Source organism: Streptomyces bullii (assembly GCF_042657145.1).
GTDB lineage: Bacteria > Actinomycetota > Actinomycetes > Streptomycetales > Streptomycetaceae > Streptomyces > Streptomyces bullii.
In genome coordinates this window covers 284,490-307,635 of record NZ_JBHSNY010000009.1, presented here as the reverse complement: position 1 = coordinate 307,635, position 23,146 = coordinate 284,490, and the positions used below count along the sequence as shown (strand labels likewise).

General features: G+C 68.8%; 16 protein-coding genes and 2 pseudogenes. 6 read left to right on the top strand and 12 right to left on the bottom strand.

Annotation, left to right across the window (positions count from 1 at the left end):
* The first annotated feature begins 125 nt into the window (after positions 1-125).
* Complete coding sequence (locus ACFPZJ_RS26450; protein WP_381026385.1) at positions 126-338, top strand: hypothetical protein; 213 nt, start codon at positions 126-128, stop codon at positions 336-338.
* 94 nt (positions 339-432) lie between these two features.
* A complete protein-coding gene (locus ACFPZJ_RS26445) occupies positions 433-1,194 on the top strand; it encodes a hypothetical protein (RefSeq protein WP_381026382.1) in 762 nt (253 codons plus the stop codon).
* Positions 1,195-1,616: 422 nt separating this feature from the next.
* Here ACFPZJ_RS26445 and ACFPZJ_RS26440 read toward each other — a convergent pair whose 3' ends face one another.
* From ACFPZJ_RS26440 to ACFPZJ_RS26420, 5 genes are all read right to left on the bottom strand, one after another.
* Positions 1,617-3,374 carry an amylo-alpha-1,6-glucosidase gene (locus ACFPZJ_RS26440; protein ID WP_381026381.1) on the bottom strand — a complete coding sequence of 586 codons (1,758 nt, stop codon included), beginning with the start codon at positions 3,372-3,374 and terminating at the stop codon, positions 1,617-1,619.
* 97 nt (positions 3,375-3,471) lie between these two features.
* A complete protein-coding gene (locus ACFPZJ_RS26435) occupies positions 3,472-4,329 on the bottom strand; it encodes a carbohydrate ABC transporter permease (RefSeq protein WP_381026378.1) in 858 nt (285 codons plus the stop codon).
* Positions 4,326-5,309, bottom strand: coding sequence for a carbohydrate ABC transporter permease (locus tag ACFPZJ_RS26430; RefSeq protein WP_381026377.1), 984 nt, complete (start codon positions 5,307-5,309; stop codon positions 4,326-4,328). The genes ACFPZJ_RS26435 and ACFPZJ_RS26430 overlap by 4 nt, the downstream gene beginning before the upstream one ends.
* 21 nt (positions 5,310-5,330) lie before the next feature.
* The gene (locus ACFPZJ_RS26425) at positions 5,331-6,572 is read right to left on the bottom strand and encodes a sugar ABC transporter substrate-binding protein (RefSeq protein ID WP_381026374.1); all 1,242 of its coding nucleotides are present in this window, start codon (positions 6,570-6,572) and stop codon (positions 5,331-5,333) included.
* A 196-nt stretch (positions 6,573-6,768) separates the two neighbouring features.
* Positions 6,769-7,776, bottom strand: a complete 1,008-nt coding sequence (locus ACFPZJ_RS26420) for a LacI family DNA-binding transcriptional regulator (protein ID WP_381026372.1) — start codon at positions 7,774-7,776, stop codon at positions 6,769-6,771.
* Positions 7,777-8,180: 404 nt separating this feature from the next.
* Here ACFPZJ_RS26420 and ACFPZJ_RS26415 point away from each other — a divergent pair, with 404 nt between their 5' ends.
* Positions 8,181-11,843 carry a LamG-like jellyroll fold domain-containing protein gene (locus tag ACFPZJ_RS26415; protein WP_381026369.1) on the top strand — a complete coding sequence of 1,221 codons (3,663 nt, stop codon included), beginning with the start codon at positions 8,181-8,183 and terminating at the stop codon, positions 11,841-11,843.
* 283 nt (positions 11,844-12,126) lie between these two features.
* Here the strand turns inward: ACFPZJ_RS26415 and ACFPZJ_RS26410 are convergent, their stop codons facing one another.
* The 4 genes from ACFPZJ_RS26410 to ACFPZJ_RS26395 all read right to left on the bottom strand — a co-directional run bounded on the left by ACFPZJ_RS26410 (position 12,127) and on the right by ACFPZJ_RS26395 (position 17,623).
* A complete protein-coding gene (locus ACFPZJ_RS26410) occupies positions 12,127-12,843 on the bottom strand; it encodes a hypothetical protein (RefSeq protein ID WP_381026366.1) in 717 nt (238 codons plus the stop codon).
* Positions 12,844-13,090: 247 nt separating this feature from the next.
* Positions 13,091-13,600 carry a DinB family protein gene (locus ACFPZJ_RS26405; RefSeq protein ID WP_381026363.1) on the bottom strand — a complete coding sequence of 170 codons (510 nt, stop codon included), beginning with the start codon at positions 13,598-13,600 and terminating at the stop codon, positions 13,091-13,093.
* Positions 13,601-14,670: 1,070 nt separating this feature from the next.
* Complete coding sequence (locus tag ACFPZJ_RS26400) at positions 14,671-15,939, bottom strand: MFS transporter (protein ID WP_381026361.1); 1,269 nt, start codon at positions 15,937-15,939, stop codon at positions 14,671-14,673.
* Between the two features lie 898 nt (positions 15,940-16,837).
* Complete coding sequence (locus ACFPZJ_RS26395) at positions 16,838-17,623, bottom strand: calcium-binding protein (protein ID WP_381026358.1); 786 nt, start codon at positions 17,621-17,623, stop codon at positions 16,838-16,840.
* Between the two features lie 521 nt (positions 17,624-18,144).
* Between ACFPZJ_RS26395 and ACFPZJ_RS26390 the strand changes: the two genes are divergently transcribed.
* A complete protein-coding gene (locus tag ACFPZJ_RS26390; protein WP_381026691.1) occupies positions 18,145-20,439 on the top strand; it encodes a collagenase in 2,295 nt (764 codons plus the stop codon).
* 125 nt (positions 20,440-20,564) lie between these two features.
* Positions 20,565-20,959: pseudogene (locus tag ACFPZJ_RS26385) on the top strand (transposase); the annotation flags it as partial.
* 18 nt (positions 20,960-20,977) lie between these two features.
* On the opposite strand, the gene ACFPZJ_RS26380 reads toward ACFPZJ_RS26385, so the two are convergent.
* From ACFPZJ_RS26380 to ACFPZJ_RS26370, 3 genes and pseudogenes are all read right to left on the bottom strand, one after another.
* On the bottom strand, positions 20,978-21,208 hold the full coding sequence (locus ACFPZJ_RS26380; protein ID WP_381026355.1) for a hypothetical protein: 231 nt from the start codon (positions 21,206-21,208) through the stop codon (positions 20,978-20,980).
* A gap of 83 nt (positions 21,209-21,291) precedes the next feature.
* Entirely contained in the window at positions 21,292-21,552 is a 261-nt protein-coding gene (locus ACFPZJ_RS26375; protein WP_381026353.1) for a hypothetical protein, read from the bottom strand.
* Positions 21,545-21,962, bottom strand: a pseudogene (locus ACFPZJ_RS26370) (glycine cleavage T C-terminal barrel domain-containing protein); the annotation flags it as partial. The gene ACFPZJ_RS26375 and the pseudogene ACFPZJ_RS26370, both read right to left, overlap by 8 nt.
* A 363-nt stretch (positions 21,963-22,325) precedes the next feature.
* Here ACFPZJ_RS26370 and ACFPZJ_RS26365 point away from each other — a divergent pair.
* Positions 22,326-22,982 carry a hypothetical protein gene (locus tag ACFPZJ_RS26365; RefSeq protein WP_381026350.1) on the top strand — a complete coding sequence of 219 codons (657 nt, stop codon included), beginning with the start codon at positions 22,326-22,328 and terminating at the stop codon, positions 22,980-22,982.
* Positions 22,983-23,146 lie beyond the last annotated feature (164 nt).

The window sequence follows — 23,146 nt, the reverse complement described above, 5'->3', positions numbered from 1 at the left end:
ACGCGGTGGACGGGATTGGCATCCGGTTCTCCACTCGATCACCGCCAGCCGCACGGCCGACAGCGCCAGGGGCTGTCCGGACCGGTGCCGTACAGCTTCTCCGGCAGCGCGCTCACGGCCCCGAGGTGGCGGCCCAGCCGCTCCCGTGCCCGCTCGGCATCGTCAAACGTGTCTCACGCGCGCCCGCCTGGCCGGCGAGCTGTGCGACCTTCCTGTCCCCCGTCGTCGAGGGCGTACGGCACCCGAACGCCTCCGGCGAACACAAGCTCGTCGCCGCCTTCGCCGACGCGATGCGTCAGGCAGGGGTCTCGGCCGGACCGTACTCCGTCGGCGGCTGAGCAGCGGGTGACATATCCTCCCCCCACCTGCCATGCCTGCGGCCGGGGGGATTCACGGCCGGGGCAGGCCCGAACCAATTGGGGATTCATGCGCATGAAATCCATAGGTGCCGTCCTCACCGGCGCCCTGGCGCTTTCCGCCTCCGCCGTCACCGCCCCGGCCGCCCACGCGGCGGAGACCGGAGTGGTGATCGAGAAGCTGTCCGTGAACGGCGGCAAGCCCATCGTCCTCGGCACCTCCCAGACCGAGTCGTTCACCATCTCGGTGACCGCCTCGGACGACTCGGGGATCAGCGAAGACCTCGCGTTCCTCCAGATCGACCGGGAGGTCGGCGACGACTACTGGTCATACCACGGCACCCCGACGTGCACCGCCGTCAACGCCACCACCTCCACCTGCAAGCTCACTGTCAAGCTCGACTCGGGCTGGGGCGTGCCCCGCAACACCCTCGCGGGTAAGTGGGACGTGACCGTCCAACTCAAGTCCAGGGACGGCGACCTCTACAACAACGGCGGCGCCGCCAAGCACCCGGTCCTGCGACGCGCCACGCTCAGTGTCAACGCCGGGCCCGAGCCGGTCGCCAAGGGCAAGCCGATCACGGTCACAGGCAAGCTGGCCCGCGCCAACTGGGACAAGCGCATGTACGCGGGTTACACCAACCAGCCCGTGAAGCTGCAGTTCCGCAAGGCGGGCACCACCACCTACACGACCCTCAAGACGGTCTACACCAACTCGACGGGCAACCTGTCGACGACGGCCACGGCAGCGGCCGACGGCTACTGGCGCTGGTCCTTCGCGGGCACGTCCACCACTTCGGCGGTCACCACCGCAGGCGACTACGTCGACGTGCGCTGACAGCCGGCTTCCGCCAGGCGCGGCCGCCAGGGAAGGATCGCGTACGCGGTCAGTACGGTCGTTTCCCGGCCGGCGGCCTGGCGGCAGCAGCCCCACTGCGTCACGCCGGCCAGCGGCCGGAAGTCATGCTCGGGGCCGGGCCCCCCAAGGAAGTCAGCGGATGGCAAGCGATCGAGCTGACCACGCCGAGCGACCCAGGCCTGCAAGGTTCACTGGTCCGGTGGCGGGCTGGGGGTGGGAGGGGCGGCTGGTCGCCTTGCGGTGAGTCGGCCGTCCCGGCCCGGCCAGTGCTGTGGCCGCAGAGACACCCGAGGCGCCCAACTCGTCAGGCCGAGCAGCTGGGCAAGGGCAGAGTGGTGCCCATTGCGGCTCTCCCGGGGTTGGGTGGTGCTCCCTGGGCGTCGCTCCGCCCAGGGTGGTTGTCAACCTCCGGCTGTCGGGGCCGGTGCGCTACGCCGGAGCTCGTGGGCCTCGGCGAGGACGAGGTAGCTGCTGGCGGTCCAGGTGTAGGCGCGGTCGCGCAGACCCGTACCGGTCAGGGCGTCGAAGTTCTCCGCGAAGCCGTTGGTTTCGCACAGGGCACGGAAGCGGGCGCTGATCTCGTCGGCAAGGTGCTGATGGCCGGCCCGGCGCAGGCCGTCCTCGACGAGTACCGTGGAGGGTGCCCAGATCGGGCCGCGCCAGTAGCCGTCGGCGAGGTAGTGCGGTGAGGTGGGCTGTTCGGTGGCCAGTCCGTGCGGGGTCAGGTGGGCCTCGATCCGGTCGGCCAGTACGGCGCTGATGTCCCCAGGCAGGTGCTCGCCGAGCGCGATGGGCATCAGGTCGAGGAGGCTGGCGCTGGTCCAGCTGTCCCCGGTGCCGACCGAGCGGGCGGCGAACCGGTCACCGGTCCACAGTTCGCTGAGCATCGCATCCTGCGTCGCGTCGGCGGTTCGGTTCCACCGGCGGGCGTCATCCCGCAGACCCAGCTCTCGTGCGAGAGCGGCGAGTTCACGCAGTTGGAGGATGAGGAAGGCGGCCAGGTCGGCGGTGACGACGACACGCTCGGGGTCGAAGGTGGTGGCGTTGTCCCAGCCGCTGTCGTTGCCGTGCTGGTAGTGAGGGAGCGTGGTGCCAGGTGCGCGCCGCGCGGTGAGCCAGAAGTCCGTCCAGCGGGACAGCCTGTCGTAGGCCTCGGTCAGTTGCGCCGGAGTGAGAGGCACGGGGAGCCGTCGGCGCAGATGGCCGAAGGCCCAGCCGTGGATGGGGGGTTTGACGAAGTTGTGCAGGACTTCTGAGTGGGTGACCGAGTCGGGCAGGGCCCCGGTCTCGTCCTGGTGGTCGAAGGGCAGACAGAACTGGTCCCAAGCCAGTTCCGGGCGTCCCGGCGCCAGGGCGAGGGCGTTGAAGCAGTGGTCCCAGCTCCAGACCTTGTCCATCCAGTGCTTGGACATCAGCACCGCGGGCCGGGTCACGAAGCCCTTCGGACCAACGGTCGCGGACCACAGCACATAGGCGGCGAGTTCCGCGGCGGGGGTGGCGGACGAGCGCCAGGGCGCGATGGTGTCGGTGAAGGCGGCGAAGGCGGTGCGCGCGGCTGCCACGATCTGGTCGAAGCCGGTGGTCGAGGTGTAGGGGCGGCGCGCGGTCTCGTACTCCTCGATGGCGACCTCCCAGTCCGCGCCGGCCTCGGCGCCCGCGATGACACCGCGGTCGGCGCTGCCGAGTGCCTGCGCGCCGGGCGTCTCGGTCACGGTCCCGGACAGGACGGTGATCCGGTAGCGGCGCCCGGTCTCGTACGAGGTGAAGACGTACGCCTCGGTGCCGGGCTCGCGGTAGAAGTAGGTGCCGCTGAACGGGGTCAGGGCCTGCGCGGCCGCAAAGACGCTGATGTTCAGGCCGGTACCCCGCAGGCGTATGGTGTCCGGCGATTCGTAGGCGAGGTCGACGCGGCCTGCTGTGCCGGTCCAGGTGAGCAGGCCCGGGGTGGCCTCGACACGGGTGTCCGCGCGATGGCCCGTCGCCGTGTCCAGGGGGACGAGGCGCAGGACGGCGTGCATGCCGTTCTGGTGGGAGACGAGGTGGAGGTCCTCGGCATACGTCTTCTCCGCCACCACGGGCGAGATGTCGAACCATGATCCGTAGGTACTGAACGGGATGTCGTGGACGGAGAAGGATGGGCCGGATCGGGCGGCGGTCATGAAGCGTGACTCGTTTCTCGAGCAGGGGCGATCGGCCGTCTGGCGAGCAGGTGTGCGGCCGTGACCAGGTGGAAGGGGGGTGTTGCGGGTGTGGAGGTCAGTCCTTGACGGCGCCGGAGGTCACGCCGGCGGCGACGTAGCGCTGGGCGAGGACGAGGATGACCGCGGCGGGCAGTGACGCCACGACGGCGGTGGCCATGATGGCGTTCCACTCCTGGTTGTTGTTGCCGATGTAGTGGTAGATGCCGAGCGTGATCGGTTCGTGGGCGCCGCCGTTGACGAGGGTGCCGGCGAAGACGAAGTCCGACCACGACCACAGGAACGCGAACAGTGACACGGTGATCACGGCGTTGCGGCTCATCGGCAGGACGATGGACCAGAAGGTGCGCAGCGGCCCGGCGCCGTCGGTCTTCGCGGCCTGGAGCAGTTCGCCGGGGATGCCGGACATGAACGCGGTGAAGATGAGGACGCCGAAGGGGACCGCCAGGGTGGAGTCGGCGACGATGAGGCCGGGGACGGACTGGAGCAGGCCGAGCTGGAGGTAGATGGCGTAGAAGCCCATCGCCATGATGATGCCGGGGATCATCTGGGCGGCCAGCAGGACGAAGTGCAGGATGCCGCCGCCGCGCGGGCGCAGCTTGGCCAGCGCGTATCCGGCGGGTGCGGACAGGGCCACGGTCAGGACGACGGTGCCCAGACCGACGACGAGGCTGGTGGCGAGGTAGGGCAACTGCTCGTCGAGCACGGTGCGGTAGCCGGCCAGGGTTGCGTGGGTGGGGAACAGGTCCGGCGGGCTCTTGCGCATGTCCTGCTCGCGGGTGAAGGACACGTTGAGCATCCAGTAGACCGGGAAGAGCATCACCGCCGTGAGCAGCAGGCCCGTGGCCGTCTTCCACCAGGTGGTCCGGTGCGCGGGCGGCCGCAGTCGGGAGCGCGATGTGGTCGCAGTGGTCATGAGGCGTACTGCTTTCGCTGGACCTTCACGTAGATGAGGCCGAAGACGAGGGCGGCGACGACGAGCAGGTTGCCGACTGCCGCGCCCGGGCCGAAGGCGGGCAGCAGGTTGCCGAAGCCGAGCTGGTAGGACCAGGTGGCGAAGGTGGTGGACGAATCCGCCGGGCCGCCCTTGGTCATGATCCAGATGATGTCGAAGACCTTGAGTGTGTAGACCAGGCCCAGCAGCAGCGTGATCGCGGAGACCGGGCGCAGCAGCGGGAAGGTGATGCGCCAAAAGCGCTGCCAGGCGTTCGCCCCGTCGAGCGCCGCCGCCTCGTACAGGTTCGCCGGGATGGACTGCAGGCCGCTGTAGAGCACGACCAGGTTGAAGGGGACGCCGATCCAGATGTTCGCGATGATCACCGAGGTCAGGGACCAGTCCGGTGAGGTCAGCCAGTTCACCGGATCGATGCCGAGGGCGTGCAGGGCGGCGTTGACGATCCCGGAGTCGCTGTTGAGCATCCACGACCAGGTGGAGGCCGACACGATCAGCGGAAGCAGCCAGGGCACCAGGAACAGGGCACGCAGGGTCACCGAGAGTCGGAAGTGCTGCTGGAAGAAGACCGCGAGGGCCAGGCCGATGGCGTACTGGAAGACCAGGCACACGGCGGTGAAGACCACGGTGTGGAGCAGGGCCGGGGCGAAGGTGGGGTCGTCGAGGACGGTGAGGTAGTTGCGCAGGCCGGTGAAGGGCGCGTCGCCCTGGACGAAGGAGCGGACGGTGTAGTGGCGCAGGCTCAGGTCGATGTTGCGGTAGAGCGGATAGGCGTAGAAGAGGACGAGGTAGCAGGTCACCGGGGCGAGGAAGCCCCAGGCGGCCCACTGCGGGGAGGCCGGGCGGCGCCGTGCTCGCGCGGGGGCCGGGGGCGGGGCGGCGGTGGCCGCCCCGTTCCCGTCCTGCGCGGACCGGCGGTCCGACAGCTGCGTCGTGTGGTTCATCTGCCGACCAGCAATCGTCGGCTACTTGACGGCGGACTGCGCCGTGGTCAGCGCGTCCTTGGGCGAGGCGGCACCGCTGAGGGCCGACTGGACGGCCTTCCACATCTGCTCGGAGATCTTGGGGTACTTGGTGCCCAGGTCGTCACTGGTGCGTCCCTTGGCCGCCTTGACCGCGTCGACCCAGGGCTTCAGCGCGGGGTTCGACGCCACCTGCTTGTCCTGCACCTCGCTGGTGGGGGCCACGTAGGACAGCGTGGTGTCGGTGTCGTACAGGTTCTGGGTGCTGGTCAGGCAGGTCGCCAGCTTCTGGGAGGTGGCGTAGCGACCGGTGTCGCCCTGGACCGGGATGGTGACGAACTCGCCGCCGGTCGGGGCCGCGGCGTTCCCTCCGCCGGAGGCGGGGATCGGCAGGATGCCGTAGTCGAAGCCGACCTTCTCGGCGTTGGCGAGTTGCCAGGTGCCGTTCTCGGCGAAGGCGTAGTCGCCGCCGGCGAATTCCTGCCAGCTGGTCGTCTGGGTGTTGTTGATGACGGAGTTGGGCGCGTATCCCTTCTTCAGCCAGTCGGTCCACAGCGTCAGCGCCGAGACGGCCTGGGCGGAGCCGAGTTCGGTCAGCTTTGCGCCCGCACCCCAGAACCAGGGCAGGAACTGGAAACTGCCCTCCTCCGTGCCGATCGCGGAGAAGGTGATGCCCTTCTTGCCCGCCTTCTTGACCTTCTCCAGCGCCGCCGTGAGCGACGTCCAGTCCTTGACCGAGGCGATGTCCACCCCGGCGTCCTTCAGCACCTTCTTGTTGTAGTAGAGGGCGAGGGTGTTGGCGCCGATCGGTGTTCCGTACGTCTTCCCGCCCGACTGGCCTGCCGCGAGCAGGTTGGGGTCCACCTTGGAGGTGTCCAGCTTGTTGTCGTCGGTCGTGGTGAGCACGCCCGCCTCGGCCAGCGTCGACACCACCGGGTTGTCGACGATGAGGACGTCCGCGGAGTTGTCCTGCTGCGCCGCCAGCAGCGCCTTGTTCGACAGGTCGCTGGTGTCGAAGCCGGTCCGCTTGATCTTCACGCCGGCCTCGGTGCCGCACTTGTCCAGCAGCTTCGTCCAGGCCGAGGCCTTGTCGAACTGCGGGTACGGGTCCCAGATGGTGTACGTGCCGCTGTCTGCGCCCTTCGCGTCGGTGCTGCCCGAGCCGGAGGAGCAGGCGGTGCCGACGACCGCGACGACGGTTGACAGGGCCGCGGCGGTGAGACGGAGTCTGGAGGATCTCTGCATGGCGGGGTTCCTTGTTTTTTGGCACAGGTGCGCCGTGGGAGGGTGACGGAAGCGGGAGGTACGACGGGGCACGGGCAGGCCGGACGGCGAGGTGAGCAGTTCGGTTGGCGGAGCGGGAGGGCGGAGAGCGAGGGGCCTGTGATCGAGGGTCAGCAGTACGGACGAGGGCCGAAGTCCGGTGCCTCCTCAGGGACGTTCAGGCGGCGGGTCCGGTGCTGGCCCGCAACGAGATCGGCGGCGCGAGCAGATGGTGCCGGGCAGCCGCGTCGGGATGGTCGAGCCGCTCGATGAGCAGGTCGACGGCGCGCCGGCCCAACGCCTCGGCCGGCACGTCCGCCGCGGTGAGCTGCGGGGTCACCGTCTCCGCCCACCGGGCGGCCACCACTCCGGTGACGGAGAAGTCGCGCGGCACATGGCGGCCCGCCAGGGCGAGCCCCCGGTAGAGGCCGCCCAGGGCGGCCTCGTTGAGGGTGACCAGGGCGGTGGTGGCCGGGTCGTCGTGCAGGATCTGTGCCACGCATGCCTGACCGGACGAGGCATCGTCTCCGCAGCAGTACGTCCGCACCGTCAGACCGCGCTCGGCGGCGGCCTTCGTGAAGCCGTCCAGGCCGCGGTGCGCGGACTCGTATCCCGCCCGCAGGAGTTGTTCGGGCCGGTTGACGAACGCGACTTTGCGGTGGCCGAGGTCCGCGAGGTGGTGGACGCACGCCGCCGCCAGTGCGGTGTGGTCCAGGCCGACCCACCAGCCGTGCTCCGGGTGCGCGGTACGGCCGATGGTGACGAAGGGGAAGCCCAGCTCGGCCATGTGATCGACCCGGTCGTCCTGCAGCCGGATCTCCATCAGGATGGCGCCGTCGACCCGCCGCTCCCCCAGCAGCCGCTGGAACGAGCGGTCGCTGTCCACGCCGCTCGGGGACAGCAGCACGTCGTAGTCGTGGACCGCGGCGGCCTCCACGACACTGCCGATGAAGTCCAGCTGCATCCCGGTGTAGTGGTTCCCGGCCGGCGGGAAGACCAGGCCGATCGTGCTGGTCCGGCCGTTGGCGAGGGCGCGTGCGCTCGCGTTGGGCCGGTAGCCCAGCTCGTCGATGACGTCCTGGATCTTGCGCCGGGTCTCGTCCGAGACGGGGCGCTTGCCGCTCAGTGCGTAGGAAACGGTGCTGCGCGAGACACCGGCTCGCCGGGCGATCTCACCGATGTTCACGACGACTCCTTGCTCGCACCGGCTCGCCCCCTCGGAGGGAGGGGCGCCCACCGGTCGTGAGGGCATGGGCTGGAACGAGAAGCGAGCCCGGCTTGTCGAACCGGTTCGCGTGAAGTGACGGTAGGAACCGACCGAACGCCTGTCAACACCCAACCCCTCATTCCGCGTTCCGCAAGGGGACCGGCGGAACCTGGCGTCCGAGGGATTGCTGGCCGCGCGCCCCGGTGCTAGCTTCGCCGAACCGGTTCGATGAAGCGACCCTTCCGCCACGGCGGCCCCGACGGCTCCCTCCCCAGGCCGTACGGGTCGCCGCCCCTGTCACCGCGAGTGGCTCTCGCGCCTGCCCAGCGCGGGCGATCGGACCGGTTCGACTTGTCGTTACTCAAGGATTGAGGACGCCATCCATGCCATCCGCTGACAGATCCGCCCGGCACCGAGCACCGGCCGCCGTGGCTGTGGCTCTCGGCGCGAGCCTGCTGACCGCACCAGCGGCGCCCGCCCAGGCGGCCGACGCTCCCCCACCCGCAGCCCGTTACACCTTCGACCAGGACGACCTCGCCTCCGGCAGGATCACCGACAGTTCCGGCAACGGCCTGACGGCGAGCCTGGTGAACGGCTCCACCGCCCAGTCCGTAGCGGGCACGGACGGGGGCAAGGCGCTCGCCCTGCCCGGCGGGGCGCCCGACTCCAACGGCGCCTACGTCCGCCTGCCTCGCGAAGTGGTGGGTGACGCTGCCGACTTGACGGTGTCCGCCCGTGTGAAGTGGAGCGGTGACAAGTCGTCCTGGCAGCGGATCTTCGATCTGGGCACCAACACCACCAAGTACCTCTTCACCACCCCGTACAGCGGAAGCGGGGTGCTGCGCACCGCGGTGACCACCGGCGGAGGGGGCGCGGAGGCACAGGTCAACGGCTACGCGATGCTGCCCGCGAACGAATGGCGCACGGTCACCGTCACCCTCGACAGCGCAGCCGGCCGGCTCACCACCTACGTCGACGGCGTGGCCGTCTCCTCGGCCGAGACCAGCATCAAGGCCAAGGATTTGCTGGACAGTTCGGCCACGGCCGCCGGTTACATCGGCAAGTCCTTCTGGCCGGACCCGCTGCTCAAGGGAGCGGTCGACGACTTCACCGTGTGGCACGCGGCGCTCAGCCCCCAGCAGGTGGCCGGCACCGTCGGTGCTCTGCCCAGCCTGCAGCAGCTCTCGCAGACGTCCTTCGAGGTCCGCACCACCACCGGCAGCGCCCCGTCCCTCCCCGCGGCGGTCCGCGCCTCCTTCTCCGACGGCTACGACCGCGACACACCGGTCACCTGGGACGCCGTACCGGCCGACAGGTACGCCCAGCCGGGGTCGTTCACGGTCGCCGGGACAGCGGCCGGACGCGCGGTGAAGGCGACCGTCACGGTGGTCCGCGAGGGACAGCTCACCGTCGACCTCGGCTCGGACACCGGCGCCTTCCACGGCGGCGCCTCCGGCACCCTCTACGGCGTGTACGGACCGGACGTTCCCACCAACAACCTCATGGAGGGCATGGGCCTGCGCACGGTCTCCACCAAGGCGCAGGACGGCCCGCAGCACCCCGGTGCGGACGCGCTGGAGGTGGTCAAGCCGCTCGCGGATTCCACCGACGGTGACGTGTACATCTACATGACCGACATCCACCGCGGCTTCCCCTACCAGTGGCCGGGCGACACCCCCGCGGAGAAGCTCAGGCTGTACAAGGAGAAGGTCGCCGAGCAGGTCGACCAGGTGCTGAAGCTGCCGAAGGAGTACCAGGACAACATCGTCTTCGTGCCGTTCAACGAGCCCGAGGGCAACATGTTCGGCACCGGCGAATGGAGCTACAACAAGGTCAGCTGGCTCAACGACCCGGACGACTACTTCGCCGCCTGGGACGACTTCTACAAGCTCATCAAGAGCAAGATGCCCGAGGCCCGCATCGCCGGCCCCAACACCAGCATCCTCTTCGACCAGGTGCAGGGCTTCCTCAAGCACGCCCTGGCCGCCGGCACGCTCCCGGACGTCATCACCTGGCACGAGCTCAGCCACCCGGAGGCGGTGCGCCAGAGTGTCGCCAAGTACCGGGCCTGGGAGAAGGACCTGTTCAAGGGCACGGACAAGGAGGGCACCCGACTCCCCATCAACATCAACGAGTACGCCTTCAACTACCACACCTCTGTCCCCGGCCAGATGATCCAGTGGGTCTCCGCGATCGAGGAGTCCAAGGTGGACGCCGACATCGCCTACTGGAACATCGACGGCAACCTCTCCGACTCGGCGGTGCAGTCCAACCGCGGCAACGGCCAGTGGTGGCTGCTCAACGCGTACGCCTCGATGAGCGGGCACACGGTCAATGTGACCCCGCCGTTCCCGGGCGAGAACTACACCATGCAGGGCGTCGCCACGCTCGACGAGAAGAAGAAGCAGTCCCGGCTGATCTTCGGCGGCTCCACCGGCAAGGGCCACATCACCTTCGCGGGCGTCCCGCAGAAGGTCTTCGGGGACACCGTGCACGCCTGGGTGCGCGAGATCGAGTGGAGCGGCCAGATCGGCGACAACTCCGGCCCGAAGCTGCTTGCGGAGCAGAACCTGAAGGTCGGTGACGACGGCACGGTCGTCGTGGACTTCGGCGACGGCGCGCTGCCGAAGCTGAAGGAGTCCTCGGCCTACGAGATCGTCCTCAGCCCGGCCGGGAAGGCGAAGGGCACCCAGTCCCCGCCGGTGCGCTGGCAGGGCTCCTACGAGGCGGAGGACGCCGCCCACACCGGCTCCGGCTACTCGAAGAACGGCCCGGAGGGCTCGCCGCGTGACGTGTCGAAGTTCTACACCTCCGGCGGTTACGACGTCGGCGGCCTGCGCACCGGATCGGACGTCACGCTCGACTTCACCGTGGACGTGCCCGAGGACGGCACCTACGACCTGAGCGTCTTCGCCAACTCCCTCAACACCTTCGACAGGGTGAAGGAACAGGGCCCCACCAACGTCTTCCTGCGTGTGGACGGCAAGGCGGACAGCGAACAGGAGCTGTACCTGCCGCTGGGCTACAAGTGGGTGGTGTGGGACCACACCGACACCAAGGTCAAGCTCACCAAGGGCAAGCACACACTCACGCTCGCCACGAAGAGCGCCGACGGCGAGGGCGCCACCCAGGGCGACGCCATCGTCGACCGCCTCACCCTCTCCCTGCCGGGCGCTTCCGCCGGCACCCAGGTGTACGAAGGTGAACTGGCATGGCTGGGCGGCGGGGCGCGGCCCGTCTACGACCTGCCGAAGCACGCCAAGGCTGCCGCCACCGGATCAGGCGCGGCCCGGCTGCCGAAGAAGGGGACCGCCACGTTCTGGGTCTACTCCCCCGCCGACCACGAGGCCACCCTGGAGGTCGACACCCTCGGCGGCACGGGCGCCCGGCTCTCCGTCAACGGGCACGACGTTCTGCGCCTCACCAAGGACCGCAGCCGTGCGGCGGTCTCCCTCTCGGGCGGCGTCAACAAGGTGACCGTGACCGGAGGTTCGGTCACGACCCTCGTCGACCGCCTGACGGTCACGCCGACCGAGGGCACGCTGCCCACGCGTACGTACGAGGCCGGCGCCGCCCAGCTCGCGGGCTCGGCCACACTCGCCCCGCTCTCTCTGGCCACCGGCGGCACGGCGATCACGGGCATCGGCGGTAACCCGGGCAACGGCAACGACGCGACGTTCACCGTCGATGCCGACCGGGCCGGCCTGTACGCGTTGCGCATCCGCTACTCCAACCCGGAGCAGTCCGAGGCGACGCACTACAACCCGGACCCGCTCGCCCGCCACGCCGACATCAGCGTCAACGGCGGCATGGCCCGGCGTGTGGGCTTCCCGCACAGCTTCCACCAGAACAACTTCTGGGAGCTGACGGTCCCGGTCCACCTCGAGAAGGGACGGAACACGATCACGTTCCACTCGGAGGAACTGCCGAACTTCGACGGCACGACCTACGCCTCGGACACTTTCCCCGGGGTGCTGCTCCGCTCCCGCTACGCACCGCTGATCGACCGGATCACCGTCACGCCTTACGCACGGCAGGCACGATGAGGTGATCACCACCGGCGGCACGGGCCCCCGCCCGTTCCCCGCCGGTACCGCGAGCAGGCGCCCGGGTTTGCCGTGATCGGCGGATCCGGGCGCTGCGCCGTGTCACCGGCAGCGCCGATGCCGCCTCGGGGAGGCCTCCACGGTGACCAGGCAACCGGTCTCCGCGCGGCATCGGCGCGGTGCGCCGCTTGGACGACCCTGCACGGATTTCCGACAGCGGGCCCCTTGGGCCGGGTCGCCGACCCAAGGCCACCTTGACTGACTCCAGCTCACGTCTGACGGGTCACCGCAGGTTCGGAATCGGGTCGAGGTGACTCAACCGGAACGGGAACGCCTCCGACATCCGGCTCCACCCCTCACCCCAGAAGTGGACCGTGCACCACGAACCGTCGACGAAGCCGATCTCGTGGTCGCCGCCCACCACGTCGCTGCGATCCCGGATCCAGGTCACATTGCGCATGTCCGTGGCCCACCCCGCTTCGACGGGACCAGGGTTGCCGGTGAAGGAACGCACGTGTGACACGTACACGATCTGCAGACGGCGGTCGGTCACCTGCATCACCATGGTTGCCGGGTTGGCCGGGTTGTTCGTCCGAGGCACCAGGCCGCGGGCCAGATGACCGGCCATGCTGTTCCAGCCGCCGTGAAACGGCTTGCCCGGCCTCTTCTTGTCACGCTCCATGAACGCTTCGACCAGCCACTCGAGCGGGTTCCAGGAGGTGGCCGTAAACAGTCTCAAAAGCCAGTACACCGGAATCAACAACCAGCCACCGAGCGTGCGGCGTTCGGATCGCAGCACGCGCGGGCGGCGGAATTTACCGGGCGACGGTGCCCGTTCGGCGAGTTTGACCCCGTGATCAGCACGCAGCACCTCGCCCGTCGGCACCAACGCCCTGGCCCGCTCGACCGTGTCACGGACGTAGTCCGCCTGATTCGTTCTGCTCACCCGCAGTCGTCCCTCATTGTCCTTGCCGCGCTCGCAGCACTCACGTCCGTACACTCATCGAAGCCCTGCGGATCAGGGCGCTGGTGGTACTCGGAACGCACCTCAGCCACCCGCGGCCCGTCCTCAAGAACGCCCTCCTGGACCGCCCCGGCCGGATCAACTCCGACAACGTCCTCGACCACCTTCTTCACACCGCTGGTGACGACCTTGCAGCCCGCCCTCAGGACCGATCGTCGCCCGGTGGCTTCTCAATGGTTCGCGGTGGGTCACGGCATCACACTTCTGCGGGACGGTCCCCGCTTCAGCCGCGGCGTGTCGTGCCGCCGAGGATCTGCTCGCGAAGGATGTCCGCGTGGCCGCAGTGCTGGGCCAGTTCACGCAGGGTATGCAGGTAGACCCAACGCAGCGGCAGCGGGCCCCGCCGGTTGCCCCGTACGACGTCGTCCAGCGTCATCTTCGCCGTGGCTCGACGGGACGCCTCGCAAGCCTGCTGATAGGCGCGCTGAACTGAGGCGATGGTGTCGCCGTCGTGGAGATCGAACGACTCGTCGGGCGTGTCGGGAATGCCGATCTCGGTACGGGATCGACACGTGATCGCCTCGTCGAACCAGACTTTCTCGACGAACGTGGCGTGTTTGACCAGGCCCAGCAGCGTGGTCTTGGACATCACCAGCGAGCGGCGCGCCTGCTCCTCGGTCAGCCCGTTCAGGCTGTCGTGGAGCGCGGTTCGATGCTCATCGAGAAACGTCTCGAACTGATCGCGGAGTGCAGCGTGGAAGACGGGGGGTTCTGTCGTCGGCTGGAAGACCATGAACGTAACGATAAGCTGATCAGACCCTCTGTGCTCGCAGCGCAGGGAGTGGATCAGGCCGAAAACGTGCTGTCCGCCGGGGAGTTACACGGAGACTGCTGGACTGGGAAAGGGCGCACCAGCCTCTTGGGCGAAGGACGGACTTCCTCGACAGCGTCGGCCAGTGGGGCCTGGAGGCCCGCAAGGGCTGCCTGGACATAAGACGAACCAGCGTTGCCCGCGCTGCCGTCCTCGCCGTCCGTGCAGACGTCGGCGATGGTGACGTTCCTGCACGAGTGGAGGCTGAACCCTCTTCCTCCGGACACCAGGCCCTCGATGACGCCCTATGCCCAGTTGCTCCGAGGGCGTCGCGCCAGCCGCGGTGAACAGCGACAGAGCAGCACAGTTGCCCTGCCCCGCCAGCGGGGCCTGACCGAGCGAGCCGCCACCGCCGCCATCGATACTCAGCTCTGTGGGGGCTGTGCTTTCAGCACGCGGAGCGTGGCGGTGCGCAGGTGGGCCGCCGCCTCGGCCACGTTCATGCGGCCGACCCCGACCTCGTACCGCGTGCACGAGCGCTCTCACCGGGACGGATGCCAGCTCGCAGGCTGATCAGCGTGCGATGCACTTCCTGCCGGACATCTCACGTTGCGCATAAGCCCCGTCGGGCATGGTGCCTCGCAACCAGTCATTGATCCACTCGGCCAGCGACTGACGAGAGGGGCCAGGGCACGTTCGGTGCAGCAGAGGCCGGGGTCCCAGTCCCACATCTGCCCGTCGGCCGTCCTGACGTCGATCAGCGTCCACATGGCGCAGCCCCGGTCCATGAGCGGAACGATCCCCTGCGTGAGTGCTCGCGATCAGCGAAGTCACGGTATGCCTCCGCGAGATCGGCACAGTCGCTGAACCAGTCGCCGGTGTCCGTCAGAGACTGCGACTTCGAGGTAGAGCCTGCGCAGCAACCGCGGCATCGGGTGCCCCACCATCTGCTCCATCGCCTGGACGTCGTCCGCGGACGCGAGATCGGGCAGTTCCCGAGGCGTCGATGCCCAGCGTTTCCGCGGACGCCTCCGACCGGCGGGCCAGGCAGGCTATCCGGTCGAGGCACGTCCTCTTGACGTCCGCAACGCCCGGCGGCACAACGCCGCAGTGGGTGCGGTGGCGGCCATGAAGACGACGGCGAGCACGGCCCAGCCGCCGACCAGCGCACCGGTGACGAGGGTAGTGATCATCGCGGGTCCCACGGTGGCTACCGCTCCTTCGGTGCTCGCGGCCAATCCCTGGTATTCCCCCTCGGCATCGCGGCGCATCAGTCGCAGGGAAAGACCCCAGCGGGAGGCGACGTAGTGCAGTTCGCCGTAGATGTGCGCGGCGAGGCCGGCCAGGACGATGAGGGAGGAAAGCAGGGCGTGTGCGGGCCAGGCCGCGGCGGCGAACAGCAGACAGCAGACGCCCAGGGCGATTCCGGCCTTTCGGGTTGAGCGAACCGCGCCGCGCAGGCTCTCCCCCTGCCGAGTCACGCGCACCTGGTACAGAGCGATGAACAGGGAGCTGACGACTACGGTCACCGGCGCGAGCCATACCGGGGCGGCAGTCTGGTACTGCAGCCACAGGGGCAGCCCGCTGGACAGCAGCGGCCAGCACAGGGAGAGCAGAGCTGTGGTGCTCATCAAGCTCAGGAAGGGGAGGTCGCGCACGGCGCGGGTCCCTGGGCTGCGCCGGTCCGCCGGCACCGGTGGGGTTGGCGGCAGGCCGATGAGCACCGTGGCGGAGAGGAAGGCCGAGAGAGCCACGACGGCCAGGGCGGCGTAGTAGGGGCCGGCCGTGTCGGTGGACAGCACCCATGCGGCGGCACCCGCTCCCGCGGCATAGGTGATGTGCTGTACCACCCGGGCCTGGGCCAGCACCGTCAGGCGCTGGTGGTCGGGCATCAGGACGTACACCAGGGTCACCTTCACGCCTCTCCCCGACGTCTCGGCGGCGGTGAAGAGTGCGGCTGCGACCAGCAGTCCCCAGAAACCGCTCGTGGTGAGGAAGAGCAGCACCAGTGATCCGCGGGCGACGCTGACGGCCACCAACACCTGCCGCGCACCGCGCCGGTCAGCGAGGGCCCCGACCGGCACGGCGGCGAGGAGGCCGGCTCCGCCGCCGAGCCCCATCGCCAGGCCCATGGAAGCGGCGGGAATTCCCTTGACTGATGTCAGGTAGACGGCCCACATGCTGAACCACAGGCCGCCGCCGAAGGCCGAGACCGCTTCGCAGTACAGCAGTTTCCGTACGGCACTGTGCCCGCTCCCCGAGCGGTCCTGTTCGCCGGCTACGGGCGCGATCTCGGATTGAGAGGCACCTGTATTCGTCACCTGAACTCCGTCCCTTCAACGCCTGGCCCGCAGCGAGTACGGACGAAGGGAAAGCATGCCGTACGACAGGTCCAGTGCTTCGAGAAGACGCACCCCTCAAACAATCAGTCCAACGATACGTGAACACCCGCACCGACGCCGGAGTGTGCATCAGGTAGACGGCATGAGCGCAAGTACCCCTCATTCGGAGGGCTACTCACTAGAGTTTCGGAGAGATGGGATTCGGCCACCGTTGTCGGGTCGAGGAACGGAGGGAGGCTCTCGCCGACTCCGGCTGAACTGCGCGCTGTTGCTGGGCAGATGGCGTCTGACCCGATCGGGCGCTGACCAAATGATGTCCACATTCAGGCATTGCCTTGCTCCCCGTGAGCCGGATTACCGTGCTTCAGGTGCCACTTCCGTCCGGCCGCTGCCAGACTTCTCTGCCACTGGCTCGGCAGAATGCCGCATCAGTGCACTTTCTCAGGTCGACTTCAACGGGAATCCGCCCGGACCGGCTTCCCCCAGCAATGCCGAGGCGCGCAGGGAGATCCGCCCCGCGTGCCCATGCTCCGCAACCGCGTACTCTTCGCCAGCTGACCTGACCGTCGCAAGCTCTTCGCCGAAAAAGAAAGGTTGATCGTCGACAAGCGGTGGTCACTGGGCAATGGCCCACGCTGCGGGCACTGGCGCGCCATCGGGGCCGCACACGGCCAGGGCGGGCTGTTCGCTGCGGTTGCCAAGGAAGTCGGCATCGTCGGGGCCCAGCAGCGAAGTGAACACCGTGTTCCCCCATGAGGTCGTACAGGTGAGCGGATCCTGGAGGCACGGCAGCATCACAAGATCGGCGACAGAGCCGGAATGCCTGGACGTGCACACTGGGCCCCGGGCCCAGCCGGTCGAACCGAGCCCGACACGTTCAACGAGCGTCCACAAAGTCACCTGTCGCCTTGACGCCATGAGTTGTCATGGTGCCTCTGAACTCATACCGCCAATAGCGGTCGGCGGTTGCGGTGATCTTCGCTGTCGCTGCCCCGGTGGAGTTCGTAAGGACGTAGCCCAGAGACTCGTAGTAGTCGGTGCCCGGCCGGCGGAACTCGAGGTAAGCCCGCTGGTTCGTGTAGCCACGATAGTCGTGCGTGTCCCAGTTGGCCCGGGTGAGTTTGCCCGTGACGGTGAGGGTGCCGCCCTTGGCGACAGGCTCGGGAGAAGCGTTGGCCGTCAGCCTGGCGTAGCGCTTCATGAAGAAGGTGGTGTGACCGTCCGTCTTCACGTAGTCCCCGTCGTTGGCCTTCGCTTCGACAGCGACCTTCCAGATGCCGGCCAGGGAGTTATCAAGATCACGCCGGGGATCGATCGTGTAGTGCTTGGTGCAGACGGAAGTGGTTCCGTCGGTCGTGCACACTGGCGCCACTTCGCTGGGTTTCAAGACCGCGTCGGCGTTGCTGAGGCCGCTCCCGTGGAAGAGCGTGAAGTCGGCGGACTCGATGCCCGAGTTGTCGCTGACCGTCAGACTGGCAGTGATCGTCCTGGAGTCGGTGGTGCCCAGGACGACGCTGTTGCCCGAGCCGCCCCCGCCGGTGATCCGGAATGCGCCGATATCGACGTTGCCCACCACTTCGTCCGCCTGCGCACCCGGAGCAAGAAGAGCGGCTATGGCCAGCGAACCGAGCAAGGCAGAGCCGATCGTCGATCTACGCATCAAGTCCCCGAAGGGTCATGCCCGCCACCTGCGGCAGGCTGCCGATAATTGCAGGCAGTGTACGCAGGTGTGATCAAGAGCTGCGGGCGGCCTCCGGTGAAGGCCATGCATACGTGGTCAGAACCACCGCTGCTCGAAAGAGGCACCGTGGGCGTTCGGCGCCGAGGTGGCTGCGCCCACGCACCGCGGACTGGAACAGCGCGGAGGGGGGCCGGCCCCCAGTGCGGCGATTTCGGCCAAGTGGTTCGCCGGAGCGGATGACCAAGAGCCGGAGGGACCTGAGGGGTTGTCAGTGCAATATCACATTACTATCTTACGCCTCACATCGCAGCGGCACGCACTCCTCATCCCCGATCAATTGGCCGCTGCTGCATGGGCGTTCACGCCGGAGCACCGGCACGACAGGCGCGGACGCTTCGCTGTCACCCTCCACACACCAGGAGCCGCAGGTGTTCCTCAGATCGCGCCTGTCCGCAGCGTCCCGACGCAGACCCCTGCGTACCGTCCTCCTCGCCGCCGTCACCATGGCCTTCCTCGCTTCCGCGGGCGCTCCAGCCAACAGCACGCCCGAGGAGCGCGATCCCGTACGTCTTCTCGCCTCGACTGCACCGGGGCGCCACCCGCACGACGAGGTGCACCGTCTGGGCAAGGCCCCGGCACCCGCCGCCCCCGCGACGACCGCCCCCGGAGACCGCCGCGTCGACGGCCGCACCCCGGGCCGGGCTCCGGCTCGACCCGCCGGTCGGACTTCGGGCGCCGTCGGCACCGAGGACGCCCGCCGGGCACCCGCGTCCGCCGTACCCTGCACCTTGGACGGCGTGACCCGCCTCGGCCCCGAGACGTTCGCCGACTTCCTGGCCGACCCGGCCGTCACCGCCGACGGCTGCCTGCGCACGATCCTGTGGACATGGGACGCACGCCTCGCGCCGGTCATGGACGACGCCCATGTCCGGGCCGTCGCCCAGCGCGCCACGGCGCTCGCAGCCCGACACGACGGCCGCAACTCCAGCCACCTGCTGGAGATGTTCACCTATCTTCACGCGGTCGTGTACCACGACTTCTCGCGCGCCGAGATCGACGTGTCGGACCCGCCCACCGCCCAGGCCATGCGACGTGCCATCCACTCCTTCGGCGCCGCACCCCGCAGCTTCGATGCCACGCGCAGCAACGCCGAGACGCTCCGCGAGGCCCTCTACACCGGCAGCGCCGCCGGTCTGCGGCACTCCCAGCTCCCACTGATCCGCAAGGTGCTGGCCACCCTGGACCGGTACCACACCACCACCTACGCGGACTCCTCCTGGGGCGGCGCCGCCCTCGCCGCGCTCACCGTCAACTACCTCGGCCTGTACGCCGGGAACGACGACCGCTCCTTCCGCACGCTCGTCGCGCGCAACGACGCCTACCGCGCCGCGTTCCGCGCCTTCGCCGGGTACACCCACCTCAAGGGCACGCCCAACGAGTGGGCCGCCCGGGACGCGCTGTCGGAGTACGCCCGCTTCGGCGAGATCCCGTCCCTGCGTGACGCGATCGTCGCCGACCTCGGCGCCCTGCTCGGGCCGGTGACGGCCGACTGGGGTCGCGGCGCCCCTTGGGCGAAAATCGTCTCCTGGCTCAACCACTATGACGCCTGCGCACCCTACGGCGTGTGCATCAGGGACATCGAGCGTGAGCTGTTCCCACACACCTACCGCTACGACAACGGCACCCTCACCGTCCGCACCGGCCTGGACCGCGTCACCGTCGACCAGCTCTACTACGCAAGCAAACAGGTCAAGGCGCAGTTCCACAGGGTGCTCGGCACCGGCACACCGCTCGCCGGCGACTCCAACGGGGTCCTCACCGTCGTGTTGTACGCCTCCCGCGCCGACTACGAGGCCTACCATCCCCTGCTGACCGGCATGGACACCGACAACGGCGGCATCTACATCGAGCGCGGCGCGACGTTCTACACCTACCAGCGGCGCGTCCCGCAGGACTCCCGGCTCACGCTGGAGGAGCTGTTCCGCCACGAGTACGTGCACTACCTCAACGGCCGCTGGGCGGTGCACGGTTCCTTCGGCGAGGGCCCCTGGTACCGGGGTGACCGGACGACCGCCATGGACGAGGGCACCGCGGAGTTCTTCGCCGGCGCCACCCGCGACGACGGCGTCGCCGTCCGCAGGTCACTGGTGCACGGCATCGTCCGGGACACCGCGGGCGGGGGGCCGCGCATGTCAGTCGACAGGATCCTGCACGCCACGTACGGCGGCGACGGCTTCCGTTTCTACGACTACGCCGGCACTTTGTTCGCGTACCTGTGGACCGAACGCCCCTCCCAGCTGCGGGAGATGTACCGGCACCTGCGGGCGGACGACCCGGCGGCCTTCGACGCCTGGCGCGGTCGGCTGGGCCGTGACGCAGCCGTGCAGCAGGGCTACGACGCCTTCCTGGACCGGCAGATCGCCAAAGCCGACGACCTGTTCGTGCCCCGCACCTCCTACGTCCCCCACGATCGGCTCCGGGAGTCCGGCGCCGACGCGGTCCGCGCGGTTTTCATCGCGGCGACCTCCTCGGGGGCGGAGTGCACCGCCAACGGCGACGCGGGCATGCCCCGCTTCGCGTGCACTGGGCGGATCACCGCCCGGCTCACCGACGCCGACAGCGCCGACCGGGTCTTCCAGGACATGGCGTGGACCGTCGACCGGTTCCTGCTCGACCGGGCTGCGCCCGCCTCACCGAACTTCGCCGACATGGACTGCGCGTTCGGCGAGGTCCAGATCTGGCCGGACCGCACGGGCGGCACGTCCGACTACCTCTGCGAGGGACCGCTGCGCCGGTGACGCCGACGAGGGGCCCGGGGGCACATGGCCTCCGGACCCCTCCGCCTCCACCACCTCCCGGCCCGCCCGGCCCACCACGCACGCCGCCAATCCCTGCGCGTCGAGCGGCCCTGGCCCTAGGCCGTGCCGCAAACACGTTGGCCGCGCTGAAGTCGATCCGTGCCGCCCGCCCGGACGGCGCCCCGATGTACGTGATCGTGGACAACCTGTCAGCCCACAAGGGCGCCGACATCCGCCGCTGGGCGAAGAAGAACAAGGTCGAGTTGTGCTTCACCCCGACCTACGCCTCGTGGGCGAACCCGATCGAGGCCCACTTCGGACCGCTGAGGCAGTTCACCATCGCCAACTCCAACCACCCCGACCACACCGTGCAGACCCGGGCCCTGCACGCCTACCTGCGCTGGCGCAACGCCAACGCCGCCACCGCGACGTCCTGGCCGCAGAACGACGTGAACGCGCCCGCGTCCGCAGCGAGAAAGGCATCCGCTGGGGCGGTCGGCCCCTGCCACCGGCAGCCTGAGCTGGGCTGGAAGGTGAGTCACCGAGATCGTTTGGCGGCGTTTGCCCGATAACTTTCCAGCACGCCGATGGACAGTGCCGATGCGGCCATCAGCCCGAACACGATCGAGCTTGAACCACCGCTGTGCTCTCGCTCCCAGATACGGAATCCGACCAGCAGGACAACGACTCCGAACAGCACGACCTGTATCCGCCTGATGGCCACGGCCCGCTGGCCGTGGCCATCAGCGTTGCTGTCTCTTTTGCGCACCGGGGCTCCTCTGCTCCTTCAGTGCGCCGACTGTACTGGTGTAGGGAGCCATCAGTACCACCCAACCCGGTGAACCTTCCCGGTCACAGCACTAGCCACAAGACCGTGTGAGAGCCGGATGCGGTGGTCCGGCCGCACTGCGCGGGGAGCGGTACTCCCAGGGTCTTCTCGATGCGGTCGGCCGCTTCGGACGCACGGTCGACGCGCACGTTCACCATGGTGAGGAACGGTCGCTCGGCGAGCGTGACGCCGCGGTCGCTGCTGACCGTGACGGCGCGCATCCGCTCTTCCGAGTGCGCCAACGGGCTCACCCGTGCGTCGATCGTCAGCCGAGGCTCAGCCATCGCGCTTGGTCCCTTCAGGGGTCGTGGAGGACGAAGTCGGTCACCTCGACGGGCACCAAGTCCATGCCACCGGGGCGAGCAGGGTCTGGCCCTTCCTCGCCAGCCCGTCGGCGACGAGGGCGAGGGCGAAGGGGCGCCGAGGGCTGGCTGTGGTAGCTGGAGGTGACGTGGCCGAGCATCGGCACGGGCACCGTCTCCAAGGCGGCGTCGGTCGTGACGAGTTGGGTGCCCTCGGGCAGCCGGGTCGTGCGATCGCTCGGGAGCAGGCCGACCAGTTGCTTGCGGTCGGTGCAGGAGGCGTCGGCGCGGGAGTAGGACCGCTTTCCGATGAAATCCTTCTGCCTGGAGACCACCCAGGACATGCCCGCGTCCTGCGGGGTGACGGTGCCGTCGGTGTCCTGGCCGACGACGCCGATCTCCCCTGGGGACGTGCCCGCACCGAGGGCCTCGGCGATGACACCGATCGCGTTGACGCCGGACGTCTTGCCCTGGTCGTTCGCGGTGCCGAGCGAGGTGTATCCCGCTCACCGGCCATCGCGTCACCGGGCCCTCCCGTCCCGGTGGGTCGCGAAATCACAGCCCCACAAAGTGAGTTGATTAAGCGTCAGTACGTCAATCAACTACAACTTTACCGTTCCTTGGTGTGGCTCGGCCGTCATGTGCGTAAGCCTCTTGGGCACAGGCGGTGACTGCGGCCCTGTCAGCCACAGAAGGAGTCTGCTGTCACCGTCCCCCCACTTGTGTGAGAGGCACCAACGATGACAGTGAACCGCATGCTCCGACACGGCGGCCGCGCGATGGCGCTGACGGCCGTCGCGCTCGGGACGGTCGCCGCGACCGCCCTGCCCGCCGCAGCCGAGGAGCAACCTACCCGGGAGCAGATCATGGCCGACTGCGCCTCCGGTGAGGGCCAGTGCACCTTCAACGATCCGCAGATCTCGGAAGCTTACCTCGGGGAGCCGCGCCAGGTCTCCGACCTGCTCTACAACTGCTCCTCCTCACCCGCCTCCCAGTCGCTGAGCTGGGCCGACACCGTGGGCTCCAGCCACTCGGTCGGCGGCTCGATCAGCGTCGGCGGGGGCATCGAGGGCATCATCAGCGCCAGCGTGACCGCGACCTACAACTACACATGGCAGAGCTCCCACACCGAGACCAGCAGTGCCACCGTGACCGTGGCACCGGGAGAGGTGGGATGGATCTCGCGCTCCCAGGTCATGCAGCGCATATCCGGCACCTGGCAGACGCACTACGAAGACCGCGAGTGGGGCCACTACTACTGGTTCGTCCCCGACGAGATCACCAGCCCCGCCCCGAACGGCACGGACGGCAAGCGGAGCGCGGTGATGGTCAAGTCCCGCAAGATGACCGCCGAAGAGAAGAAGTCCTGTGCCACGGAATCCACGGCGAAGGTCTTCACACGCGCCGGCTGATCGAGGGCGCCTGACCGACGACCCCGTTCCGGCAGGGGAGTTGCGTCGCGAGCCCGGCGTTGCACACGCCGGGCTCGCGACGCCGGCTCCTCCGAGGGCCGCACTCCTGGCGAAGCAGGTCTGGGCGCTGGGGCCGGGGAAGACGTCGTGGATGTAGTCCTGCA